Below are 20,015 nucleotides of genomic sequence, written 5' to 3' on the forward strand. Positions count from 1 at the left end.
GCTCTACTCCTGATCCTGTTGTGCAACCAGTTCTTCGCCTTTGATTTTGACTTCCATGCCTTTTTGCGGGTACTCCGGCAAGGTCAGGACTACCTGATCGTCGTTTTGCAGACCTTTGTTGATCAGGAAATATTGATCCTGTTCACGCACCACCTGCACCGACTTGGGCTGAAGGGTGTTGTCGTCGCCCACAATCCAGACACGGCGGTTGGTAACCAGTTCCTGTGGCAAACGATAGGCGTTCTGAACTTCCCGTCCGGCAAAATCGACTTCCACGTAGGAACCAAATTTCAGCGCCGGTTGTTGATTATCAAGACCATATGGGTCATTGATCCGTACGACTAACTGGGTCATCCGTGTTGCCTGATCCACAACCCCTAAATCGCGAACAATACGGCCTTCACGGCTGAACGAATTCAACCCTTTGTTTTGCACGATGGCGGGGGTGTTATACAGGTTGTCGGGCAAAAATTCGGTGTCAAAGCCGGCAATGGAGATGGTTATCTCAGCCGCTTCGACGTTGTGCAACTCGGCGACCATCGCGCCCTGGTTAACGTACTGGCCTACACCGAAATCACGGCTGACCACCAAGGCATCGTAGGGTGCAACGATTTCGGTATTATTCAGGTCCCGTTGGGCAATTTTCAAGCGCGCCTGAGCTGACTTGACCGCTGCCTGCGCACTCAACAACTGGGGTTTGCGCAAATACAGGTCCGTCACCTTACTGCTGGGTAAGGTTTTGGCTTCACGTTTAGCCACATCAGCACGGGCCTGTTCTTCAATCAGGTTGGCCTGAGCCTGTGACAGGTCTGCCTGTGCTTGCAGTAATGCGGCTTCATAGGCGTCTTTTTCAATACTGAATAGCACTTCGCCGCGCTCGACCAGTCCGCCGGGGACAAAATCCGGATTCCATTCAACCACTTCACCAGAAACCTGTGCCGCCAACTGGGTGCTTTCCAGTGGCATAACTTCGCCGTAACTGTGGATGGTTACCGGGTGATTACCCGCGATGATGCTTTCGACTTTCACTGTCGGTCGGGTGTCGACAGGTTCCTTCTCCGCAGGCTTATCGGCCGACGCTTTGATCCCGGACATGCCGGCAACGCCCAATACCAATACACCAACGGTTGCCCCGACTTTGATCAATGTGCTTTTCATTTCAGGTTCTACTTGGATGATGAGATACGCTACATAATAGCCGAATTAGGTTGTGAAAGAATGTCAACAATTGTAAATGTATGTGATTGTTTGCGCGTAATTTGCGGTGCTTTTACAGTCTTGGGAGTGGTTGCTGTGTCATTTTTCGTCTTGCCACAGCTTGGCCATTTGACACCATAAGGCCTCGTTCCTGTGGAACTTTTTTGACCCGCGATGTTCAGACCCCCAGAAAATGTCTATTGGGAGAAAACCTTATGAAAACAAGGACGATCATCATCGCAGCACTGTTGTTGTCGATGCTTGGCTGTGCCAGTGTACCGCTACGCACCATGTATCACCTGAGCCAGTTTGATCCCATGCAAGCTGACCCGGGGCAAATTGCGGTAGCCATCCGCACCACTGACGCCATCGCCATGCAAAAAGGCGATGTGACCATTGATCTTGCGTTCGCCGCAGATGACAACAGTGTTGTGATCGACAACCATTACCTGGTCGAAGTGGCAGAATTGCAGCGTTGGCCTGCGTCGCTACAGGACGGTTTGCAGGCTGGTGAAGGGCTAACCGTCTTGCACCTGTCCGAGCAAGATGCCCAGAGCATGCGTGAGGTGCAGAAAATGGTACTTGAGCGTCGTGAACAGCTTGGCAGTGCGAAAGGTAAAGGCAGCTTTTCAGTGTCGGTCAAAGGCACCTGTTTACGCAAAGCATTGCCACAAGGGGACGTGTACGTGGATTTACTCCTGCAAGTCGATACCGAGCAAGGCTTTCTGACCCTGGCAGAAGATGCCACTCTGGCTGAGTTGTTAGAACAAGGGGGCGAAGCAACACAGCGTACCTGGCCACAATGTGAAAGCAGTTGATGACAGACTCTGCTGTGCAGCATCGTGGCGACGACCTACTGTTGCGTTGCTATGTTCAGCCCAAGGCATCACGGGATGCCTGGGTTGGCCTGCACGGCAATGAACTCAAGGTTGCCATTACCGCGCCGCCGGTTGACGGCAAAGCCAACCAGCATTTGTGTAAATTTATTGCCAAACAGTTTGGTGTCAGTAAAAGCGCAGTCAGCGTTGTGAAAGGACACACCAGTCGTCATAAGACACTGTCTGTCACGGGTATCTCCAGGTTGCCCGACCCCTTGTCAAAAATACTCTCAAGTGGCTGAAAAATAACCGCATTTGTAGTTGTGTATTGCGTGCAAATAGTGTTTATTAGCGGTTTACCTGTTCACGGAGCAGAACCACTGGCGGCCGATGCCAGACGTTAAGGATAACGACGATCGCAGATAGCAACAGGGGATTGTGCGGGCGTTAATACTGCACGTGATCAAACAATATGGCTGCAGCAGACATCGACGACTTCACCGATACCATCGCGCGCCTGCGTTACGCGCATGATGATCCTGTGCTCAATAAAAAAATTGCTGCGCTGGAGCCGAGTGCACGAAAAAGCGATCTGTTTTTGATCAAAATGGAGATCAAACGGCTGGCACAACCGGTGCAGCGACTTATCGATCTGCGCCCGGTGTCAAATTCGCCGTGTCAAGCCATCACCAAGGGTCAGTTAACCCATTACCTGGACAGCCTGGCAGAGCAGGACTTCGATGCGGAAGTATCCCGCTACGGCGGAGAGTACACGGTGGGTGTGCATGAATACGTGATGGAACGCGCCAGGATGCGCGCCAAAGAAGAAAAAGCGTCGGGTTTGACAACCCTGGTGACACCACCGCAATTTATGTCGTTGACCGACATCCAGCAACGTCGTGATGAACGCCTGTATTTTGCCAGCAAAGTGGACATTTTCTGGCAGGATCCCAAAGGCATGTCCAGCCAGAAGGTCAATGCAATGGCCATTTCGGCTATCACGACCGATATTTCTCCCCATGGCCTGGCGTTAAAAATTCCCGCTTCCCTTTACCAGGAACACAAGCAACTGTACGTCCGCTTCGCTGGGCTTGAACAGGAATACCAGCTCGATGAGCCGTTGTTTGTGGCCTACACCCCGGTAAAGGTCGACAGCAAAGCCGATCATATCAATGTCAATGTGTTGCTGGTGGAAGAGCAGGATCCCCAGCGTCTAAAAGCCTGTAACGCCTTGATCAAAAAATGCATCTACAACCAGAAACGCCGCAACCGAGTCGCGGTTGATAATACCGTCGCCGCCGTGCGCAGCAAACTGGCCGAACAGCTTGTTATCAATACCCTGGATACGGTCCCTGTGCTGCTAGCCAGACGGGAACAACGATGGTTGCCGGTGGCGGGGCTCGACACCGCGGAAAAGTCACCGTTGTGGGAGTTCTTACTCGACAGTCGTGGCCAACCCATATTCATTCCGCTGTTTTCCCACCTCGTAATGCAACGGCTGCTCGACATGCCAACACCGGTGGATACGTTGTTTTTTCTGTTGCGCTTCAGGGATAAGCAGCAACGCATTAACGTTGCTTTGATCCCCTATGCTGTTGCTGTCAAGGACGCCGGGCTTAAGGGCCTGTTACAACGGGGAATTGAGCAGCGCGGCGTGCGCTTAATCAGGGTGCAGGCACAGCCTGTCGATGCTGCATCCCATGGTCATGTGCCCAGCTCACTGCCTGATTCTGCAGGAGAGGTGTTTGCCAATACCAATCGCCCGATGGGCAAAACGCTGAGTGCGTGGGCCAAGCGCATGCAGAGGCTGGTGGAATTACAAGACGTGTCTGACGGCATTCCGTATACCGCGTTGGCGACAGACAAAGACACCCCGGTCTCTGCCGGTATCGATATTCGAGCCTATTTACTGGATACCGCGGTGACCAGTCCGATACCCTTCACCCTGTGCCCTGTCGAACGCATCGAAGCGCGCAGTGAAGATCGCTTTGAGTGCGATATGCCGGTGAAAATATACCGCCGCCGTCATGCCGATGAAGAGCCGGTGAAAGGGCGAGCGGTGAATGTATCTACCCGAGGCCTCAAGATCCACCTTAAAGAGGACATGCCGCTCAAAGAGGGCATGGAAGTGTTTCTGGACATTTCCCTTCGCCTGACCGACAAGCCTAAATTTATCGACAGCCAGCGCTACCGGGTTGTTCACGTTGATGGTAATGATGTGCAAATGGCCATTGTCGGCAATGTGGCGCTGCATGAAGCACGTCAGGCGATACGAGCGGCATTACAACAGGCTGAAGACTCGGTACGCGCCGTGGGCAGCCGTGACCCCGTGTATGGATTTACCCGTCTGGTGCGCAATTGCGTGGCCGCCTATGGCGCGCAGCAGGCATTCATGACTGCTAAGGTCGGCAATGAAAATTTTGTCCGCGTGGTCATGGACTCCGAGCGGACCCAGCCTTTGCCCTTATTCGGCGAATGGGAGCAGGTGCAGACCATGACCGAGCTGATGACCCACATCCATTTTCGCAAACACCTGTTCTCCAACGTGTTCAAACTGAACAAAGAGACCAGTCGCCTCAGTTTCTATTTGCTGGTTGTGGCCCGCAAAGGTCGTACCCCAGGGGATGTGTCGTTATTGATCAAGCCACTGGATGAGGAAATGGACGCACCGAGTGCTCGCTATGTGTATGCCAACATGCGCAGCTTTGGCGTGCCGCGACTGTTACGTATCACGGTAGCGAACAAAGAACGGGTGTTTGACAAATATGCCCGTGATGAGCTGCGTTACCTGCTGCGCTATGCCAAGGTGAAATACCAGGAATGCGTCGACTTCACCAATAGCATTACCGCAGTCTGTCGCTGTGAAGACATGACCGGCTTGCTGGATATTGGTCGCAACCCATCGGTGACCACAGAGGATGAGCGATGAAACGTTGTGCCTATTTAAGCATGGACGATCTGTCCGATTTTTTTGTCTATGATGAGCTGACGTATCCGGCCCTGGCCGAGCTCGGCTGGCAGGTTGAAACGGTGTCCTGGCGCCAGTCGGATGTTGATTGGCAGCGCTACGACTTGGTGGTTATCCGCACGCCTTGGGATTATCAGCAAGATCTTGAGGGCTTTCTGAACTGCCTTAAACGGATTGAACGCTCGGGCGTGAAACTGGAAAACAGCTTGTCGCTGGTAACCTGGAATGCCAGCAAAGGTTACCTGCGAGATTTGGCCGACAACGACATTCCCATTCTGCCGACCCGCTGGTTCAACCACTATGTGGCGGATGACATCGAGCAGGCAGTGTCGGATTGGCAGGTGGCGGAAGTGATCCTCAAGCCGTTGGTCAGTGCCAACGCGGATGACACCTTTCGCCTAACACCCGCACAACTGGCGCAACAACATGACACCCTGGCAGGGGTCTTTGCTGAGCGTCCCTTTATGTTACAGCCTTTTGCTGATGAGATTCTCAGTGAGGGTGAGTACTCACTGTTTTATTTTGGCGGGGATTACAGCCATGCTATTTGTAAGCGCCCGGCCAAAGGGGATTTTCGGGTGCAGGAGGAACACGGTGGTTCGCTGGCTGTTCATCAGCCGGACAACCAACTGTTCGCGTTGGCACAAAAGACCCTCGCTGCACTCCCGGAGGAACCGCTGTACGCGCGACTGGATTATGTGCGCTGGAAGGGGGGTTATGCGGTGATGGAGATCGAGCTGATAGAGCCCTCATTGTATTTCAATATGGACCCCCAATCGCCACAGCGCTTTGCCAATGCATTGGTCAGCCGCTACGGCCAGGGAGCATCAACGAAAACGGACCCTGTTGCTTAACGGTGCGGGTCGCGATGGCGGTCTGAAACCGCTGCACTCCAGGAATTTTGCTCAGGTTGGCGCGCAGCAGCTGATCAAAATCATCAATGTCCCGGGCAAACACCTCTACGACGTAATCATACTCACCGGTGACTGCGTAACAGGCCCGAACTGCAGTGTGGGCTTCTATTGCCGCTTCAAATGCCTGATAGCGCTCAAAGTCGACCACAACATGCACCAATGCATGGATGTGCAGACCCAGCGCAAACGGATCCAGCTTGGCCTGGTACCCGGTAATCACGCCGGCATTTTCCATTTCGTTAACCCGTTTCCAACAAGGGGACTTGCTAAGTCCGACCTGCTCACCCAATGAGGCAAAGGAGATACGGCCCTGTTGTTCCAGGGATGCAACTAATTTGAGATCGGTTTTATCCAAACGTTGTTCCATGCATTTATTAAATATCGTTTAAACGTACTTCATTATTCTAGATTGAAAGGAAAAATGAAACAATGTTCCCCGTGAGACTGGCTACCATGGCGCAAACTTGTTTTGCACCAGGAACGAACATGTACCGCGAAAAATATCACCGCTTATTGGAACAACCCGAAATGCTGGATTATGGCGTTTACCTCAACTGTGATCGGTTGTTGCAATGTCAGAAGCCGATTGGCGAATTGTGTAATGCCGATGAGCTGCAGTTTCAGATTGTGCATCAGGTTGAAGAACTGTGGATGAAGCTGGCGATTTATACCCTGGTGGATGTGCTGGACTATTTAGAGCAGGAAAATACCCACCGGGTGGTGACACTGATGGGGCGGGTTCACCGTATCCAGCGTATGATGATTGACCAGCTGGATCTGCTCGAAACCATGTCGCCCAAAGAATATCAGGAAATTCGCTTGCAACTGGGAAATGGCAGTGGCCAGGAATCACCGGGCTTCCGCACCCTGTTGAAAATGCCCAATGATCTGTGGCGCGAGTTCAATGCCCACTATCTGGAAGGGCGCAACAAAACGGTCGAGCAGATCTATGACAGCCAGTACAGTCACGATGACAGTTATGTGGTGGCCGAGGCATTGATTGAATTCGATGAGTTGATGCAGAAATTCAGGGCTAATCACCTGTATCTGATCCACCGCAGTATCGGTCTGGGCTCTCGCTCCCTGAAGGGACGTCCGGTTGAGTTGCTGGAGTCCGGCGCTCGCCATCGCTTTTTCCCCGAGTTGTGGGATGTGCGGTGTGAGATGACCGACGCCTGGGGTGGCGAATACGGCACGGTGAGGGACTCTATCAGCGCGCCAGGATGTCCACACATGGCATCTGCCCAGGGCGGGGAAAAATGAGCTGGCAGGCAGATTTCCACGTCCCTGAGGGGATTTATCTGCTCAGTCACTCGGTTGGTTGTCAACTGCGCAGCGCTGAGTCGGCCTTGCATGCGCAGGTGATGAAACCCTGGCAACAGGCCGGCGGTGATGCCTGGCCTGCATGGTTGGATGGCGTGGCGGGGTTTCGTCAGGCCATTGCTACATTGCTCAATGGTCAGATTGAAGATGTCTGCCCGCAGACCAATTTATCCAGTGGTTTTGGTAAATACCTGCAGGCGTTGAACCTGCCGGTTTCCCGACGTGTGATCCTGATGCATGAGGATGCCTTCCCTTCTATGGGCTTTGTGGTCAAAGGCCTTGAGCCTTTGGGCTATGAACTGCGGTTGATCCCATCCCAACACAGCGCTGTGCAACCGACAGCATGGGACAAATATCTGACCCCGGATGTAGGTGTCGCACTCATCACACACGTGCACTCCAATACCGGCTGGGCATCACCGATTGAGCAACTGGTTGAACGGTGTCGACAACAAGGTATCCGCACAGTGGTTGATGTCGCACAAAGCGCCGGGGTGCTGAACATCGATGTTCAGCGTTGGCAGGCTGATGTGGTGCTGGGTTCCTGTGTTAAGTGGCTTTGTGGAGGGCCTGGCGCTGCATTTATGTGGGTCAATCCGAACCATAGTGATGACCTGACGCCCGTCGACGTAGGCTGGTTCTCACACGCATCACCGTTTGAATTTGATATTCACCGATTTGAAGCCGCGCCGGGCGCATTGCGTTTTTGGGGCGGTACACCCAGTGTGTTGCCCTATGTCATGGCTACGCCGAGTGTGGCATGGTTGATGGACCTGGGGATTGAAACGGTACAGCAACACAACCGTATACTGACACGGCCCATTCGTGAGGTGGCCCACCGTCGCGACTTGTGGCTGGTACCCGAGGAGCACAGCGGTGGCACCCTGTGTGTGCCGTTCACAGAGCCACAGCTGGCCTGGTTATTGCCCCGCTTAGAACAAAAGCAGGTACGCTATGATCGGCGGGGGACCGTGTTGCGCTGGTCGTTGCATGTATACAATAGCCTGGCGCAGGCCGAGCAATTAGCCCAATGGTTGGAGGATATGCCGGCGTAGCCAGAAGGCTACGCGGCTTTTACCTTATCAATCCGCTCAATGTATTCGTTGTAGCGGGTTTGCTGGGACGGGTTTAGCGGTTGGCTTCTGAGCAACTCCCGGCATTCCGCCATACTGGTGGATTGCTCCTCATCCAGGCCCACTTCTTCGGCCAGAATGGCCAGCACTTTCAGCTGACTGATGGCGAGGTTGACGTTGGCCGGTGACAGTTGCATCGCTTGTTTCAACAGTTGGAAAGCCGGTTTGTAGCGTTTGTTCTTGTAGTGTACCGAGGCCATATCGCCGAGCTCTTTGGGCGAGTAATGGATGTCCCGGCGCTCTTTTGATTCCTGTTCAAGGTACTCACAGATCACCTGGCCGATAAACGAATCGCTTTCAATCTGATCTTTCAACAGATCGAGGATTTCCAGCGACTTTTCCCACATCCCCAGTTCGTGAAAGGCTTTCATTTTATCCAGGTTGGCTTCCATCGAACCGGTGACACGCACGTCTTCATGGGCCTTCATGATCACTTCGGCCTGCTTTTTGTCACTTCTGACATTGCAAAGGCGCGCACGAATGATGCTTAGCTCGTCTTTCATTTCCCGCGCATTGCCGAATTCTGCCTCCAGCCTTTCGATATCTTTGTCCGTTCTGGCCAGCAGGCGATTGGCATCTGCTTCGCCCAGGGTGGCAGCCAGGTCGATGGCGGAACGAACCACATTGAGTCGAAACTCCGGACTGTCATGGATCGAATTTTTGGCAAATTTGGCCATGTTTTGGGTCGCCTGATACTGACCCATGCGGTCATGGTTCAAACGGGCCAGGGTCAACGACTTGCGGTTACGCTCAATATTACGCGGTGCCAGTTGGGTGGCTTTCTTAATCACCTCGTAACCTTTGGCATATTCTTCTTTATCGATGTAATACTCGGCCAGTGCATCGTAGGTGGTAAACCGGGTGTCATGGCGTTCCAGCAACGTATCTGCCAGGGCCATGCCTTCTTCAGTTTTATCCTGTTTTAACAGTGACCGTACGATGTTGGTCTGCACCCAGGCATAATCATAGGACTCGGCCAGTTTTTTGTAGAACGCTTCGGCTTCGCTGAATTCAAACAGGTGCATCAGGCATTCGCCGATCAAGCGATTGATTTGAGGGTAGTACTGAGCCAGTGCTGGGTCCTGTAGCTGTCGCTCGGCGTAGTAAATGGCCGTCGAATACTCGCCTTTATCGATGCAATAGTGCAGTTTGTGTAACTTATTTTTGATTTGCAGAATATGCAGGATGCGTCGTTCGACTTTTAACCTGTCCAGCGGTTTTACCCAAAAGTCGGTGGGCTGCAGTTCGACCACACAATTCACCAGCGCCGTTGACGTATCAGCACTGAGGAAGATCACTGACGTACGTTTCGTGACGTAGCCCTTGATTTTCATCTCTTCCAGCAGGTTAAACCCGTCTTTATCGCTTTTGACGTCAAACGCCACGATCACCATATCAAAATGGTTTGTTTCACACAGCCGTAGTGCAAAGAACGCGTTTTCAGCGCTTTTGACCTGGTCCACACCCAGTTCAATCAATGCAGACTTGATCACATCGTGTGATAGCGCCTGTCCATCAATGATAAGTACAGATAATTGTTTCAGCGGTTTTTGCGCGGGAATATCAATCAAAGTCAAAATCCAATTCAAGAAATGATCGAAGGTCTAACGGGTATTCTTGGCGTCAAGGCCGCAAACTTTCTTCTACAACTATATCGGAATTGTACAAAAGGCGCGAAAAAAACGCGCTGTATTTGACGTAATCGATGCTTTTTTGTCATCGGGAGCGACCTTTTTTTACCGGGTCGCTCCCGTGTACTCACATTACTCGCTCTTTGCTGCGAACCTTGTTGGATGACGACGGGGATTTTACCGTACGACTGTGCTGCTTTTGCACCCGCTGCTGGCGATGAGGCTTAGCGCTCGACTGGCGGTGAACGGACGGCGCTGTCGTACGACGTGTCTCGGTGCGTTTCTCCACTTTGTCAGGTGTTGAAACCGCTTGGCGGCGCTGGGGGTTGGGTAGTTTGCCCTGCACCACCTGAACTGGCCGCTTGTCACTGTGCTGTGCGCGAACAGGTTGACGGGATTGTACTGGGTGTGACGTCGCTACAACGGCTTTGTCACGGCGCACAGCGTGCGATGAGGTCGGACGTACCGAGGTGCTGCGCACCGTTTTGCGGTGTGCTCTGGGGGTCGGTTGCCAGCGCACAATCTCCCGGTTGTTAACGCGACGATGTCCATCGTCCCAGCGTCTGTGAACATGACGGTTAATGGTGACATGGTGATGGCGCCAGTTGAATTGCAGTCCCAGCCACCAGGATGCAAACGTGATGCGGGGTGACCAGTATATTCCGCCACTGACATGGTGGTAGCGGTGGGGGCGTGTCCAGTAGTAGGGTGCTCTGGCATGCCACCAGGTACCATAGATGACCCGTGGGTCATAATAGGGCACATAAATGACATTCGGCTGGGCGTGACGTATCACAATCACATCTGGCTCGCGCTGTACTTGCACGTAGTCATTGCTTTGCAGGTGTCCGGCAACATCCGCCTGGCGTCGCAAGTACTGGACCTGTGCCAGTAGTCTTTCTTCGTCCTGCAAAAAAGCATCGCCTAAATCCTGCAGCCAGCTCAGGTCATCGGTCAACTGATCGAGGAGGTCCGGAAACGCCAGCAGGGCTTCGATACTGGGATCCCAGCCACGTCGCGCAGCTTGAGATGCCATGGCTTGTTCATCGGCATGGGGGTGCGCACGGCGCCAGCGTCTGGCTTCAATAAGATCCAGCGGATAGGTACTGGCCACCAGCACATGGGTTAGCAATGTATCCGGGTACAGCGCGATGGGCGCCAACAGTTGATCGAGCCGTTGTTGAGAATAGACACCGATTGACGTGCTGTCTGTCCGAGCGTGGGCTGAGCTGGCCAACAATGTGGCCATGTGTATCAGCGCGAGCAACGCGAGCAGATACATCACCAGCAGTTTAGCGAATTTAACCATGAGGTTACTCCTGTGTTTAGCCGCCCATAAAAGCGGCACCGATGACACAGGTATAGGTGGTAACGACTTAATCGTACCTGAATCAATGCTGAGTGGTGGTGATGTGACGGGTAATGGCGTTGATCAACATCTGTGCTTCAAAGGGTTTCATGACATGGCCATTCATGCCGGCTTTGTCGAAGGCTTTGATGTCTTCCTCAAAGCAGGCGGCGGTCAGGGCGATAATGGGCTGATCGAAACCCTGGTCACGCATCAACTTGGTACAGGCGATGCCATCCATGTCAGGCATGTGGTAGTCCATTAATACTACATCGATGTCCTGACGATGAATGGCTTCGAGTGCCTGAGCTGCGCTAGGTACGGCGATCACTATGGCGCCGGCATGTTCAAGGATTTCCTGGGCGACCATACGGTTTACCGCTTGGTCCTCCACCAACAGGATGCGTTTGTCCTGCAATAGCGTCGATGAGACAGGCGTGTTTTGTGCTTTGCCAGAGGTAGGAGGAAGGTCGGATTCAAGCTGTTTCAGCGCATTGTACAATTCAGACGCACTGATGGGTTTGCTGATCACATCGACTTGCTCCAGGGGAAGAGCCGATTTATCCATCAGCGCCGCATGATAGGCCGTCATCATCAGTATTTGGGGCAGGTTTTCCTGGCTGAATTGTTGCCGTACGGCATTGATCAACCAACTGCCATCGTGTTCCGGCATTTTGTAATCGGTGACTAAGAGATCGAAGGGGCGGCCTTGGGCGATGGCTTTTTCAAGCAGGCTTAACGCCACTTTGGCATTGTCCGCTTTCTCGATGTCCAGTCCCCAGTTGTGCAGATAGCGTTCCATGATGAACAGAGATTCGGGGTTATCATCTACGACCAGCACACGATCGAAATTCAACTGCCAATCGGCCAGTGCAAAGGCGTTTTGTGCGCGGGGTAAATCAACGGTGACCTGAAATTCACTGCCAATACCCGGTACTGAACTGACCTCGATGCTGCCACCCATCATACGAATGATCTGGCGACTGACTGCCAGTCCCAGTCCGGTGCCACCGTACTCACGGGCGGTTTTATGTTCCGCTTGTTCAAATTCAGTAAAAATGCGTGACACTTGCTCACTGCTCATGCCCACCCCGGTATCCTGTACGGTAAAGCACAGCGTACGGTATTCCCGATCACGCCTGAGATCGGCGACCGATAATTTCACAAAGCCCTGCTCGGTGAATTTCAGTGCATTGGAGATCAGGTTATTCAGCACCTGTTCGAGGCGAAAGCTGTCACCCCTGAACCACACCGGTAGTCGCGGATCGATGTGCATGAGCAGCTCCACACCTTTGCTTTCTGCACTGGCGGCATAATTGGACACTACGTTTTTACACAACTGTTCGATATTAAAATCACTCACTTCCAGCTTCAGCGAACCGGCATCCAGCTTGGACAGATCGAGGATATCATTCAGCAAGCGGATCATGCGATTTGAAGAGTCCCAGAGGATATCCACATATTTGCGTTGTTCATCATTCAGCTCTTCCATTCGTAGTAATTGAATGACGCCCATCAGCCCGTTCATGGGGGTGCGTATTTCATGGCTGATGTTGGCGACAAATTGTGCCTTGGCTTTACTGGTGTTTTTGGCTTCCTGGGTTTTGAGACGCAGTTGTTCGTTTTGTAATTCCAGATCATCCTGAGCAATGCGGATGTCAGTAATGTCTTCCATACTGACCAGCACATTGAACGCGTTGGAGGTTTTGATCGGTACCAGTCTTACCGTGTAGTAGCGCGTTAACTGGTTTAGGGTCGTGTATTGGCGCACGAAACTGTTTTTCTGACCGTTGTAGGCGGCATCGATCAACGATTGCACCTGTTCGTAGTTGGCCGTGTTCAATACGTCTTCAATCCGTTGACCGGTAATGTCCCGCGCCATCTGTGGTTCGATGCTCTTTAAGGTCTGATTGCAGAACACACACAAGCGTTTGTGATTAAAAAAGGCGATACCCAGATTCAGGTTGTCGATGATGTGTTGAAGGACTTGTTGTTGGGCTTCGACCCGCGCTTGCAGTTTCTCTTTCTGAACCTGTTTATCGTGTTCGCTTTGTTGTGCTCGAAAACGTAAGCGCATGACTTCAAAAAGAGCAAAGCTGCCCAGCATACACACCAGTAACACCACTGCCCAGGTCCATTGCTGCTGATTGAGCAGAGCCTCCGTGCGCCATTTTTTGATGGCGTAAAAAGAGACCGTCTGATTGTCATCGGGATTGGCATATATGGGGGCAATCCACCAATCTTTGTATTGCTCAAGGGATTGGGCGGATGCCAGACCCTGCCACAGTTCGGGCAGTGAATACTCAAGGGTGGGCCTGCCTTCAAGCTCATCGCCATACAGAGCACCAGGATCGTCATGTCTGAGCCAGGCGCCGTCGGGGCTAATCAGTTCTATATCACGGGCGTCCGGCAACGGAGACAGCAAGTTGCCAAACAACTGGGTCAGGTTCAGGTTAAACACCAGCAACACATAGTGATTGTCTGTGGCAGTTGCGACCGGCACCGGCAGCGCAGGGCCAGTGGTTGGAAGCTTAACTACATATCGGGCGGTGGGGGTGTAGGGCTGGGTGATTTCGCCGTACTCCCGATTCAGGTTTACCTGGGTGTAGCTCCCTTCGCCACCGGCAAGGGCGGCGCCCATTTGCACATAATCCCGTTGTTGTTTGTTTTGCAGCGAAGCCGCGGGCAGCACAATCAGGTCGCGCGGGGGTTGGTGCTCCACGCGGATCAGCTCCTGACCACCCAGAGACAGGATCCTGCCCTGGAAAAAAACACTGTCACTGCGCATCAGGTGTTTGATGGCCAGCGTTGCTGCAGAATAACTGCGCTGATCGGTAGGTGAAAAATACTTCAAACCGTCCGATTGCGCTATTCCTCTGATTTGACTGCCTTTTTGTTGGAGATAGCTGCTGATGGTGTGCTGGACCAGGCGTAGCTCCTGGCGCATCTGTGCATTATGTTGGCTCACATGGCTTTGGTTGTAACGGAGCCCTGCCAATATCATCACCATGATAAAGACCAGACACATTGCTCCTGCACGCAACCACCATGTTGTCATCGTTGACTCCTTGAAGGATTGTCCGTTAAATCTCCGTTTGTACTGTCTGAAAGTGCCTCGAAAATGATCTGGGAAGGGTGATAGTGCTGTTGTTTCCACCCTTGATCGGGAAAGAAAAGACGCACCCTGTTAGCATCGAGTGTAGAAGGGGATCAGGAAATACGCCAGCTCACGGCGCCATCAACAGCGTCAAAAAAACAGGTTACTCTGGGCGTTGTGCGTTTACTTCAATAAGTGCGGATCGAACTCATGACCGAGCTTTTCGGTTTTGGTGCGGATATAACCTTTGTTATCTTTGGTGATACCGTGGTCAATGGGCGTGCGGCTGACCACTTCAATACCCAGGCTTTCCAATGCAGCGCGTTTTTTCGGATTGTTGGTCATCAGACTGACGCGCTTGACGTTGAGCTTTTCCAGCATCAGTTTACAGATGGCATAATCCCGTAGATCAGCGTCAAAACCGAGGTGTTCATTCGCTTCTACCGTGTCCATGCCATTGTCTTGTAGGTGATAGGCGCGAATTTTGTTGAGCAGACCGATCCCCCGCCCTTCCTGACGCAAGTACAGCAGCACACCCTTGCCTTCGGCGACAATGTTTTGCAGTGCTTTTTCAAGTTGAAAACCACAGTCACAGCGGGTGCTGAATAAGGCATCGCCGGTCAGACATTCGGAATGGATACGGATCGGCACGATGTCATCCGGTTGCCACTCTCCGTAGGACAAGGCGACATGTTCCTGTCCGCTGTCCGTTTCAACAAATCCGTGTATGCGAAACTGTCCCCAGCGGGTTGGCAGGGTGGCAGAACTAACGTATTCGTATTTGTCTTTCGGATTGTTCATCGGTATCACTGTGCCCCGTTGGGGGATAACTGCTGTCGCCTTAATATGGGTATGTGTGTAGTAAATACAAGGGGAGCGCTGCCTTTTAGCCCTGATAGGGGCTAAATTCTTCCAGCGGTGCCGGTTTCGCCACGCCATATCCTTGAGCATAGTCTACGCCAATTTTGCCCAGCTCGACCATGATTTCTTTGGTTTCAACAAATTCCGCCACGGTACCCATACCCATGGCTTTGGCAATGTCTTTGATCGAATTAACCATGGCCATGTCGATCGGGTCGACCAGCAGGTCTTTGACAAAGCTTCCGTCAATTTTGACATAGTTGACCGGCAAGTGTTTGAGGTAACTGTAGGATGAAAAACCACTGCCGAAGTCGTCCAGTGCGAAAGCGCAGCCCAGCTGGTGGAAGGTTTCGATAAACTCCAGGGTTTCGTCCATTTTCACAATCGCCATGGATTCGGTGATTTCGAAGCAAATCTTCTGATAGGGCACGTTGTATTTTTCGAACGCGTTGAGCACAAACAGCTTCAGCTCTTTGTCAGCCAACGAATGACCGGACAGATTAATGTTGCAGTAGTTTAGACCTTCACAGTGGGCGGGGTTGTCCGCCAGCCATTTGAAGTAGCACTCAATCACCCATTTGTCGATTGCCGACGTCAGGTTGTAACGTTCAGCGGCCGGTAAAAACGCCGAGGGGGGAATGATTTTCCCGTCTCCATCGCGCATGCGAAGTAACAGTTCGTAATGGTGGCCAGCGATTTTTTTGTTTAATGGGTGGTAGTGTTGGTAATACAACACAAACTGATCGTGTTCCAGGGCCTGGTTCAGTTGCGTGACCCAGTTCAGTTCTGACTCATAGCGCTGCAACTGCTTGTCATCTGCAGAGTATGTGTGTACCTGATTACGTCCACGTTCTTTGGCCATGTAGCAAGCCGCATCGGCCATACTCAGAAGTTGCTCGGACGAGGTAATGCCCGGGTGCCAGGGTACCTGTCCGATGCTTACGCCCAAGGTGAACACACGGTTTTCCCACATGAAACGGAATTCCTGCACCGTTGTGAGAATTTGATTGGCCACCTGATAGGCCATCTGGGCGTTATCCTGTTCCAACAGTACTCCGAATTCATCGCCGCCCAACCGGGCCAGGGTTCCCTTGTTGCTGACCACATTGTTGAGCTGTTGGGACAGTTGCTTGATCAGCACATCGCCGGCCTTATGGCCGCAGGTATCGTTGACGACCTTGAACTGATCCAGATCCATGTACAGCAAGGTCAGATCCATGTCGCCCTGGCTGGCGTGTTCCAGCGCACTGCGTAAACGTCGTTCAAACTCGCGGCGATTATAAACGCCGGTCAGTGAGTCGTGGGTGGCAAGATATTCAAGACTGATACTCGATTGTTTGCGTTCAGTGATGTCGAATATCGATCCCGACAAAAAGCGCGTGGCTCCTTCGGTGTGCAATTGCGCGCTGATGGAAAACCAGAACTCACTGCCATCGCGGCGCTTGCCTTTGATTTCTTTGCCCAGCGCGATACCGCTTTGCAGCAGCTCTCCCAGCAACACTTCGCGATCTTGTTGCTGCGCATAAAACTGCGCCGTGTTGTCGACTTCGGCCATCATTTGCGCTTCGTCGTCATACCCGAACAGGCTACACATCGCAGGGTTAGTGGTGATTAACTTACCTTCCAGGGTTGATGTATAAAGGCCTTCTGCTGAGTTACGAAACAAGTTGTAAAACTGTTGCAGGTCACTGATGGTGGCTTGCTGATGTTGATGTTGTTGTCGCTGCTCGCCCTGTTCATGGGCTTCAATGGCGACCGCAAACAGCAACATCCCGGCCATCAGCATAAAGGTCAGCAGTAACTGCACGTTGATTGGCAATATGATGCCGTTGAGAAACAGCACCACATCCACACCCGCGGTTGCCGCCACTACCAGCCAGCCCAGGGCATACAGACGGTTGGGCAAGGTATTTTCGCGGTTGTGGAACAACAGCGCCAACACCAGGTGTTGGGTAATCAGTGCACCGACCAGGGCCACATCCGCAATCAGTTGCCAGTAGGCGTTGAGCAAGACAGCCACCGGTAGCAGCGCCGCGCAAAGACAATAGGATACCGTGCGCCAGTAAAGCGGAACATCGACTAACAAGCGATGTGATACCTTAGAGCCAGCCAACAATACCAATGCCAGCAATAGGGTCGTGGTATGGGGAAGGTACTGACCGGCACCAATGAATTGCGTAATGATCCCCTGCAGATTCAGAAATAACAGAAACAATGCGCCGTTGGCGGCGCCAAACCAGAACCTTATCGGGCTGCGCAACAGGGCATAGGTGATCAGGAAATAGCACGCCAGTATTGCCAGCGCGCCACCGATCACGCCAATGAAGGCGAGGTTGATTTGTTCCCGGGCAACCAGTGCCTGTTTACTCCATATATCGGTAGAGAACACCATTGGGCCATCATCAATGACGCGGATGTAAATGTGCAGTTGTTGGTGATCCGGCACATTGATTGGCAGCACCACATTGCGGTGGTTGTATGCCCGGTTTTCCAGTGGCCGTGCCGCGCCGACCAGAAAGGAATGTAAAATCCGATCGCGCTGATCCAATACAAACACATCGACGCTGTCCAGTGCCGGGTTATCCAGGGTCAGTAGCACTTCGGTGGTTTGATTGGCGGTGTTGTTCAGCCCGAAACGCATCCACAGGCTCTGCTGGGACTTTAACGGTTGGTTGTCCAGCGCAACCTGCCAGTCCTGATGGTGCTGAATGTCGGATAGCTGGGCATTGGCAGGGGTACGGACTGAGGAGAGTCGTCCTGACAAATGCACATGCTGGAAAGTGTCATCGATGGAGACAACCTCATGAGGCTCGGTGCTAAGGGCGTGTGATGAAACACTTAGCGTTACCAGCATCAGCAGAAAATATCGCCCAAGATTCAGCATGTTAGTCCGTTTCTCGTATCCTTGGCGTTCATTATAGGCGCTTTTACGGCGTGAAGATACGCCGATTCAGGTGATGCATCAGCGCGGCGATGGATGACCTTGCGCTGCGCTGAACCGGCTCGATCCACAGGGCGTTGCACAGGGTTTCATAGTGCAGTAACCACTGGTTGCCGAGGCAGTTAAATTGACACTGCAGCCGATCCGCTCCCCACTCGATGTGGGGCATGGTCCCGTCGTTGTCCTTCAGCCACTGCTGCAACGCAGACTGGAATTGGTCAACCTCCAGTGACGGACACTGCCGGGCGACGAGGCAGTCCTGTTCAACTTTCCAGTTCAGCGCTGCTAACTGCTGCATGAGAGTTTCATATTGGCATTTTCTGTGGGCGGCGGTTGGGCAAATTCCGCGCTACTGTGCTGCTCATCAAACGGGTTTTGCAGCGTTGCTAAAAGACGTTGAAAAGGTTCGAAATCACCCTGGTAGGCGGCTTCAATGACCGTCTGAGCGTGGTGGTTGCGCAGCACCACCACAGGGTTAGCGAGACCCATTGTTGCTTGTCGGGTCGTTGGATCGATTGGGTCATTGAGTAGTCGCTGCTGGTAACGACTGACCCAGTGCTGGGCAGCAGAGCGATCGACAAAGCGGTCGCAGAATTCGTGGCTCGCGCGGTGTGGCTCTATCCCTGCCAGGCGACGGAATGTGTGAGTGTAGTCAGCTCCTTCCCGTGCCATCAACGTGAGCAGATCATTTAGCAGGCTAAAGTCATCCCCGTGCAGTTTGCTCAAGCCCAGTTTATTGGCCATCAGTTGTGCGTAGTGTTGCTGCAGCGTTGGTTCGAACTGCTGCAATGCCTCGGTGATGCCGTCTACGTCGAGATAAGAGGTGAACCCATGGGCAAGGGCATTGAGGTTCCACAGCGCAATGCCAGGCTGTTTGTCGTAGGCATAGCGTCCGTTCGGGTCAGAGTGATTGCTGATCATGCCCGGTTCACAGGCATCCATGAAAGCGTATGGGCCATAATCAAAGGTAATACCGTGAATGCTCATATTGTCGGTATTCATCACTCCGTGCACAAAACCGACACTTTGCCAGTGGGCGACCAATCGGGCCGTGCGTTGCGTGATATCGCTCAACAGGGCATGATGAGCATTCTCACCCGTGGTCAATTGATCACAGTGATGGGTAAACGTGTATTGAAACAGGCGCTCCAGCAGCTCGGGTTGTCGGCTGTGGGCGAAGTATTCGAAATGGCCGAAGCGGATGTGGCTGGGGCAGGTTCGGATCAGCATCGCGCCGGGTTCCGTTTGCTCCCGTTGTACCGGGTGGTTACTGGTGATCAGGGCTAATGCCCGGCTGGTGGGAATGCCTAAATGGTGCATGGCTTCACTGGCGAGGTATTCACGCAGGGTTGAACGCAGTACCGCCCGGCCATCACCAAAACGTGAATAGGGGGTTGGGCCAGCACCCTTTAGGTGCAGATCAACGGGCTGTTGGTTGGCGTCGCGGGTATGACCGAGCAATAAACCCCGTCCATCACCCAGATCAGGATTCCAGGCGCCAAACTGGTGGCCACCGTATTTTTGCGCAAAACTGTTACGCACAAGAGGGTGTTCTGGGTTGTACAGGTTGTCCACTAAGGTGTCGTGTTGGAACCAGGCTTCAGGCAATTGCAGTGACTCCAATAAGCCTTGATTTATCGCAATAACACGGCTGTCAGACAATGGTGAAATGGGCGTTATCGCACCCAGAGCAGACAATTCTTGTACGAAATGATGATCAAAATGCAAAGGTCACCAGAATAAGTTAATGATGTATCCAACAGTGTATCGTGAAACTAAACCTA

15 protein-coding genes are annotated in these 20,015 nt (G+C 52.7%); 6 read left to right on the plus strand and 9 right to left on the minus strand.

Going from position 1 to position 20,015, the window contains the following annotated elements; all coding sequences use genetic code 11:
• Positions 1–3 precede the first annotated feature (3 nt).
• The gene (locus LJ739_RS14955; protein WP_229161812.1) at positions 4–1,158 is read right to left on the minus strand and encodes an efflux RND transporter periplasmic adaptor subunit; all 1,155 of its coding nucleotides are present in this window, start codon (positions 1,156–1,158) and stop codon (positions 4–6) included.
• Between the two features lie 254 nt (positions 1,159–1,412).
• On the opposite strand from LJ739_RS14955, the gene LJ739_RS14960 reads away from it, so the two are divergent.
• The 4 genes from LJ739_RS14960 (at position 1,413) to LJ739_RS14975 (ending at position 5,837) form a co-directional block, all read left to right on the plus strand.
• The gene (locus tag LJ739_RS14960; RefSeq protein ID WP_229161813.1) at positions 1,413–2,015 is read left to right on the plus strand and encodes a hypothetical protein; all 603 of its coding nucleotides are present in this window, start codon (positions 1,413–1,415) and stop codon (positions 2,013–2,015) included.
• Positions 2,015–2,317 carry a DUF167 family protein gene (locus LJ739_RS14965; RefSeq protein WP_229161815.1) on the plus strand — a complete coding sequence of 101 codons (303 nt, stop codon included), beginning with the start codon at positions 2,015–2,017 and terminating at the stop codon, positions 2,315–2,317. The genes LJ739_RS14960 and LJ739_RS14965 overlap by 1 nt, the downstream gene beginning before the upstream one ends.
• Before the next feature lie 170 nt (positions 2,318–2,487).
• A complete protein-coding gene (locus LJ739_RS14970; protein WP_229161817.1) occupies positions 2,488–4,944 on the plus strand; it encodes a PilZ domain-containing protein in 2,457 nt (818 codons plus the stop codon).
• On the plus strand, positions 4,941–5,837 hold the full coding sequence (locus LJ739_RS14975) for an ATP-grasp domain-containing protein (RefSeq protein ID WP_229161819.1): 897 nt from the start codon (positions 4,941–4,943) through the stop codon (positions 5,835–5,837). The genes LJ739_RS14970 and LJ739_RS14975 overlap by 4 nt, the downstream gene beginning before the upstream one ends.
• Here the strand turns inward: LJ739_RS14975 and LJ739_RS14980 are convergent.
• Complete coding sequence (locus LJ739_RS14980) at positions 5,788–6,252, minus strand: Lrp/AsnC family transcriptional regulator (protein WP_229161820.1); 465 nt, start codon at positions 6,250–6,252, stop codon at positions 5,788–5,790. The two genes, LJ739_RS14975 and LJ739_RS14980, sit on opposite strands and share 50 nt — an antisense overlap.
• A 131-nt stretch (positions 6,253–6,383) precedes the next feature.
• Here LJ739_RS14980 and LJ739_RS14985 point away from each other — a divergent pair, with 131 nt between their 5' ends.
• Together LJ739_RS14985 and LJ739_RS14990 are read left to right on the plus strand one after the other, a co-directional pair.
• On the plus strand, positions 6,384–7,160 hold the full coding sequence (locus LJ739_RS14985; protein WP_229161823.1) for a tryptophan 2,3-dioxygenase family protein: 777 nt from the start codon (positions 6,384–6,386) through the stop codon (positions 7,158–7,160).
• Positions 7,157–8,275: an aminotransferase class V-fold PLP-dependent enzyme gene (locus tag LJ739_RS14990; RefSeq protein WP_229161825.1), complete on the plus strand. Its 1,119-nt coding sequence runs from the start codon at positions 7,157–7,159 to the stop codon at positions 8,273–8,275. The genes LJ739_RS14985 and LJ739_RS14990 overlap by 4 nt, the downstream gene beginning before the upstream one ends.
• 8 nt (positions 8,276–8,283) lie before the next feature.
• Here LJ739_RS14990 and LJ739_RS14995 read toward each other — a convergent pair whose 3' ends face one another.
• The 7 genes from LJ739_RS14995 to LJ739_RS15025 form a co-directional block, all read right to left on the minus strand.
• A complete protein-coding gene (locus tag LJ739_RS14995; RefSeq protein ID WP_229161827.1) occupies positions 8,284–9,924 on the minus strand; it encodes a response regulator in 1,641 nt (546 codons plus the stop codon).
• A gap of 187 nt (positions 9,925–10,111) precedes the next feature.
• Positions 10,112–11,293 (minus strand): DUF3300 domain-containing protein, encoded by a 1,182-nt coding sequence (locus tag LJ739_RS15000; protein WP_229161829.1) that lies wholly within the window; start codon positions 11,291–11,293, stop codon positions 10,112–10,114.
• Between the two features lie 82 nt (positions 11,294–11,375).
• Positions 11,376–14,390, minus strand: coding sequence for a response regulator (locus LJ739_RS15005; protein WP_229161830.1), 3,015 nt, complete (start codon positions 14,388–14,390; stop codon positions 11,376–11,378).
• A gap of 222 nt (positions 14,391–14,612) precedes the next feature.
• On the minus strand, positions 14,613–15,230 hold the full coding sequence (ribA, locus tag LJ739_RS15010; RefSeq protein ID WP_229161831.1) for a GTP cyclohydrolase II: 618 nt from the start codon (positions 15,228–15,230) through the stop codon (positions 14,613–14,615).
• 85 nt (positions 15,231–15,315) lie between these two features.
• The gene (locus LJ739_RS15015) at positions 15,316–18,174 is read right to left on the minus strand and encodes an EAL domain-containing protein (protein ID WP_229161832.1); all 2,859 of its coding nucleotides are present in this window, start codon (positions 18,172–18,174) and stop codon (positions 15,316–15,318) included.
• A gap of 43 nt (positions 18,175–18,217) precedes the next feature.
• A complete protein-coding gene (locus LJ739_RS15020; protein ID WP_229161834.1) occupies positions 18,218–18,529 on the minus strand; it encodes a DUF3630 family protein in 312 nt (103 codons plus the stop codon).
• On the minus strand, positions 18,517–19,959 hold the full coding sequence (locus LJ739_RS15025) for a protein adenylyltransferase SelO (protein ID WP_229161837.1): 1,443 nt from the start codon (positions 19,957–19,959) through the stop codon (positions 18,517–18,519). The genes LJ739_RS15020 and LJ739_RS15025 overlap by 13 nt, the downstream gene beginning before the upstream one ends.
• Positions 19,960–20,015 lie beyond the last annotated feature (56 nt).

It is taken from the genome of Fluctibacter halophilus (assembly GCF_020687825.1).
GTDB lineage: Bacteria > Pseudomonadota > Gammaproteobacteria > Enterobacterales > Alteromonadaceae > Fluctibacter > Fluctibacter halophilus.

Excerpts from the sequence above, each read along its gene's own strand:
- LJ739_RS14985 (WP_229161823.1), top strand. The coding sequence starts at position 6,384 with ATGTACCGCGAAAAATATCACCGCTTATTGGAACAACCCGAAATGCTG.
- ribA (WP_229161831.1), bottom strand. The coding sequence starts at position 15,230 with ATGAACAATCCGAAAGACAAATACGAATACGTTAGTTCTGCCACCCTG.
- LJ739_RS14960 (WP_229161813.1), top strand. The coding sequence starts at position 1,413 with ATGAAAACAAGGACGATCATCATCGCAGCACTGTTGTTGTCGATGCTT.
- LJ739_RS14975 (WP_229161819.1), top strand. The coding sequence starts at position 4,941 with ATGAAACGTTGTGCCTATTTAAGCATGGACGATCTGTCCGATTTTTTT.
- LJ739_RS15020 (WP_229161834.1), bottom strand. The coding sequence starts at position 18,529 with ATGCAGCAGTTAGCAGCGCTGAACTGGAAAGTTGAACAGGACTGCCTC.
- LJ739_RS14955 (WP_229161812.1), bottom strand. The coding sequence starts at position 1,158 with ATGAAAAGCACATTGATCAAAGTCGGGGCAACCGTTGGTGTATTGGTA.
- LJ739_RS15000 (WP_229161829.1), bottom strand. The coding sequence starts at position 11,293 with ATGGTTAAATTCGCTAAACTGCTGGTGATGTATCTGCTCGCGTTGCTC.
- LJ739_RS14965 (WP_229161815.1), top strand. The coding sequence starts at position 2,015 with ATGACAGACTCTGCTGTGCAGCATCGTGGCGACGACCTACTGTTGCGT.
- LJ739_RS14990 (WP_229161825.1), top strand. The coding sequence starts at position 7,157 with ATGAGCTGGCAGGCAGATTTCCACGTCCCTGAGGGGATTTATCTGCTC.
- LJ739_RS14970 (WP_229161817.1), top strand. The coding sequence starts at position 2,488 with ATGGCTGCAGCAGACATCGACGACTTCACCGATACCATCGCGCGCCTG.
- LJ739_RS15015 (WP_229161832.1), bottom strand. The coding sequence starts at position 18,174 with ATGCTGAATCTTGGGCGATATTTTCTGCTGATGCTGGTAACGCTAAGT.
- LJ739_RS15005 (WP_229161830.1), bottom strand. The coding sequence starts at position 14,390 with ATGACAACATGGTGGTTGCGTGCAGGAGCAATGTGTCTGGTCTTTATC.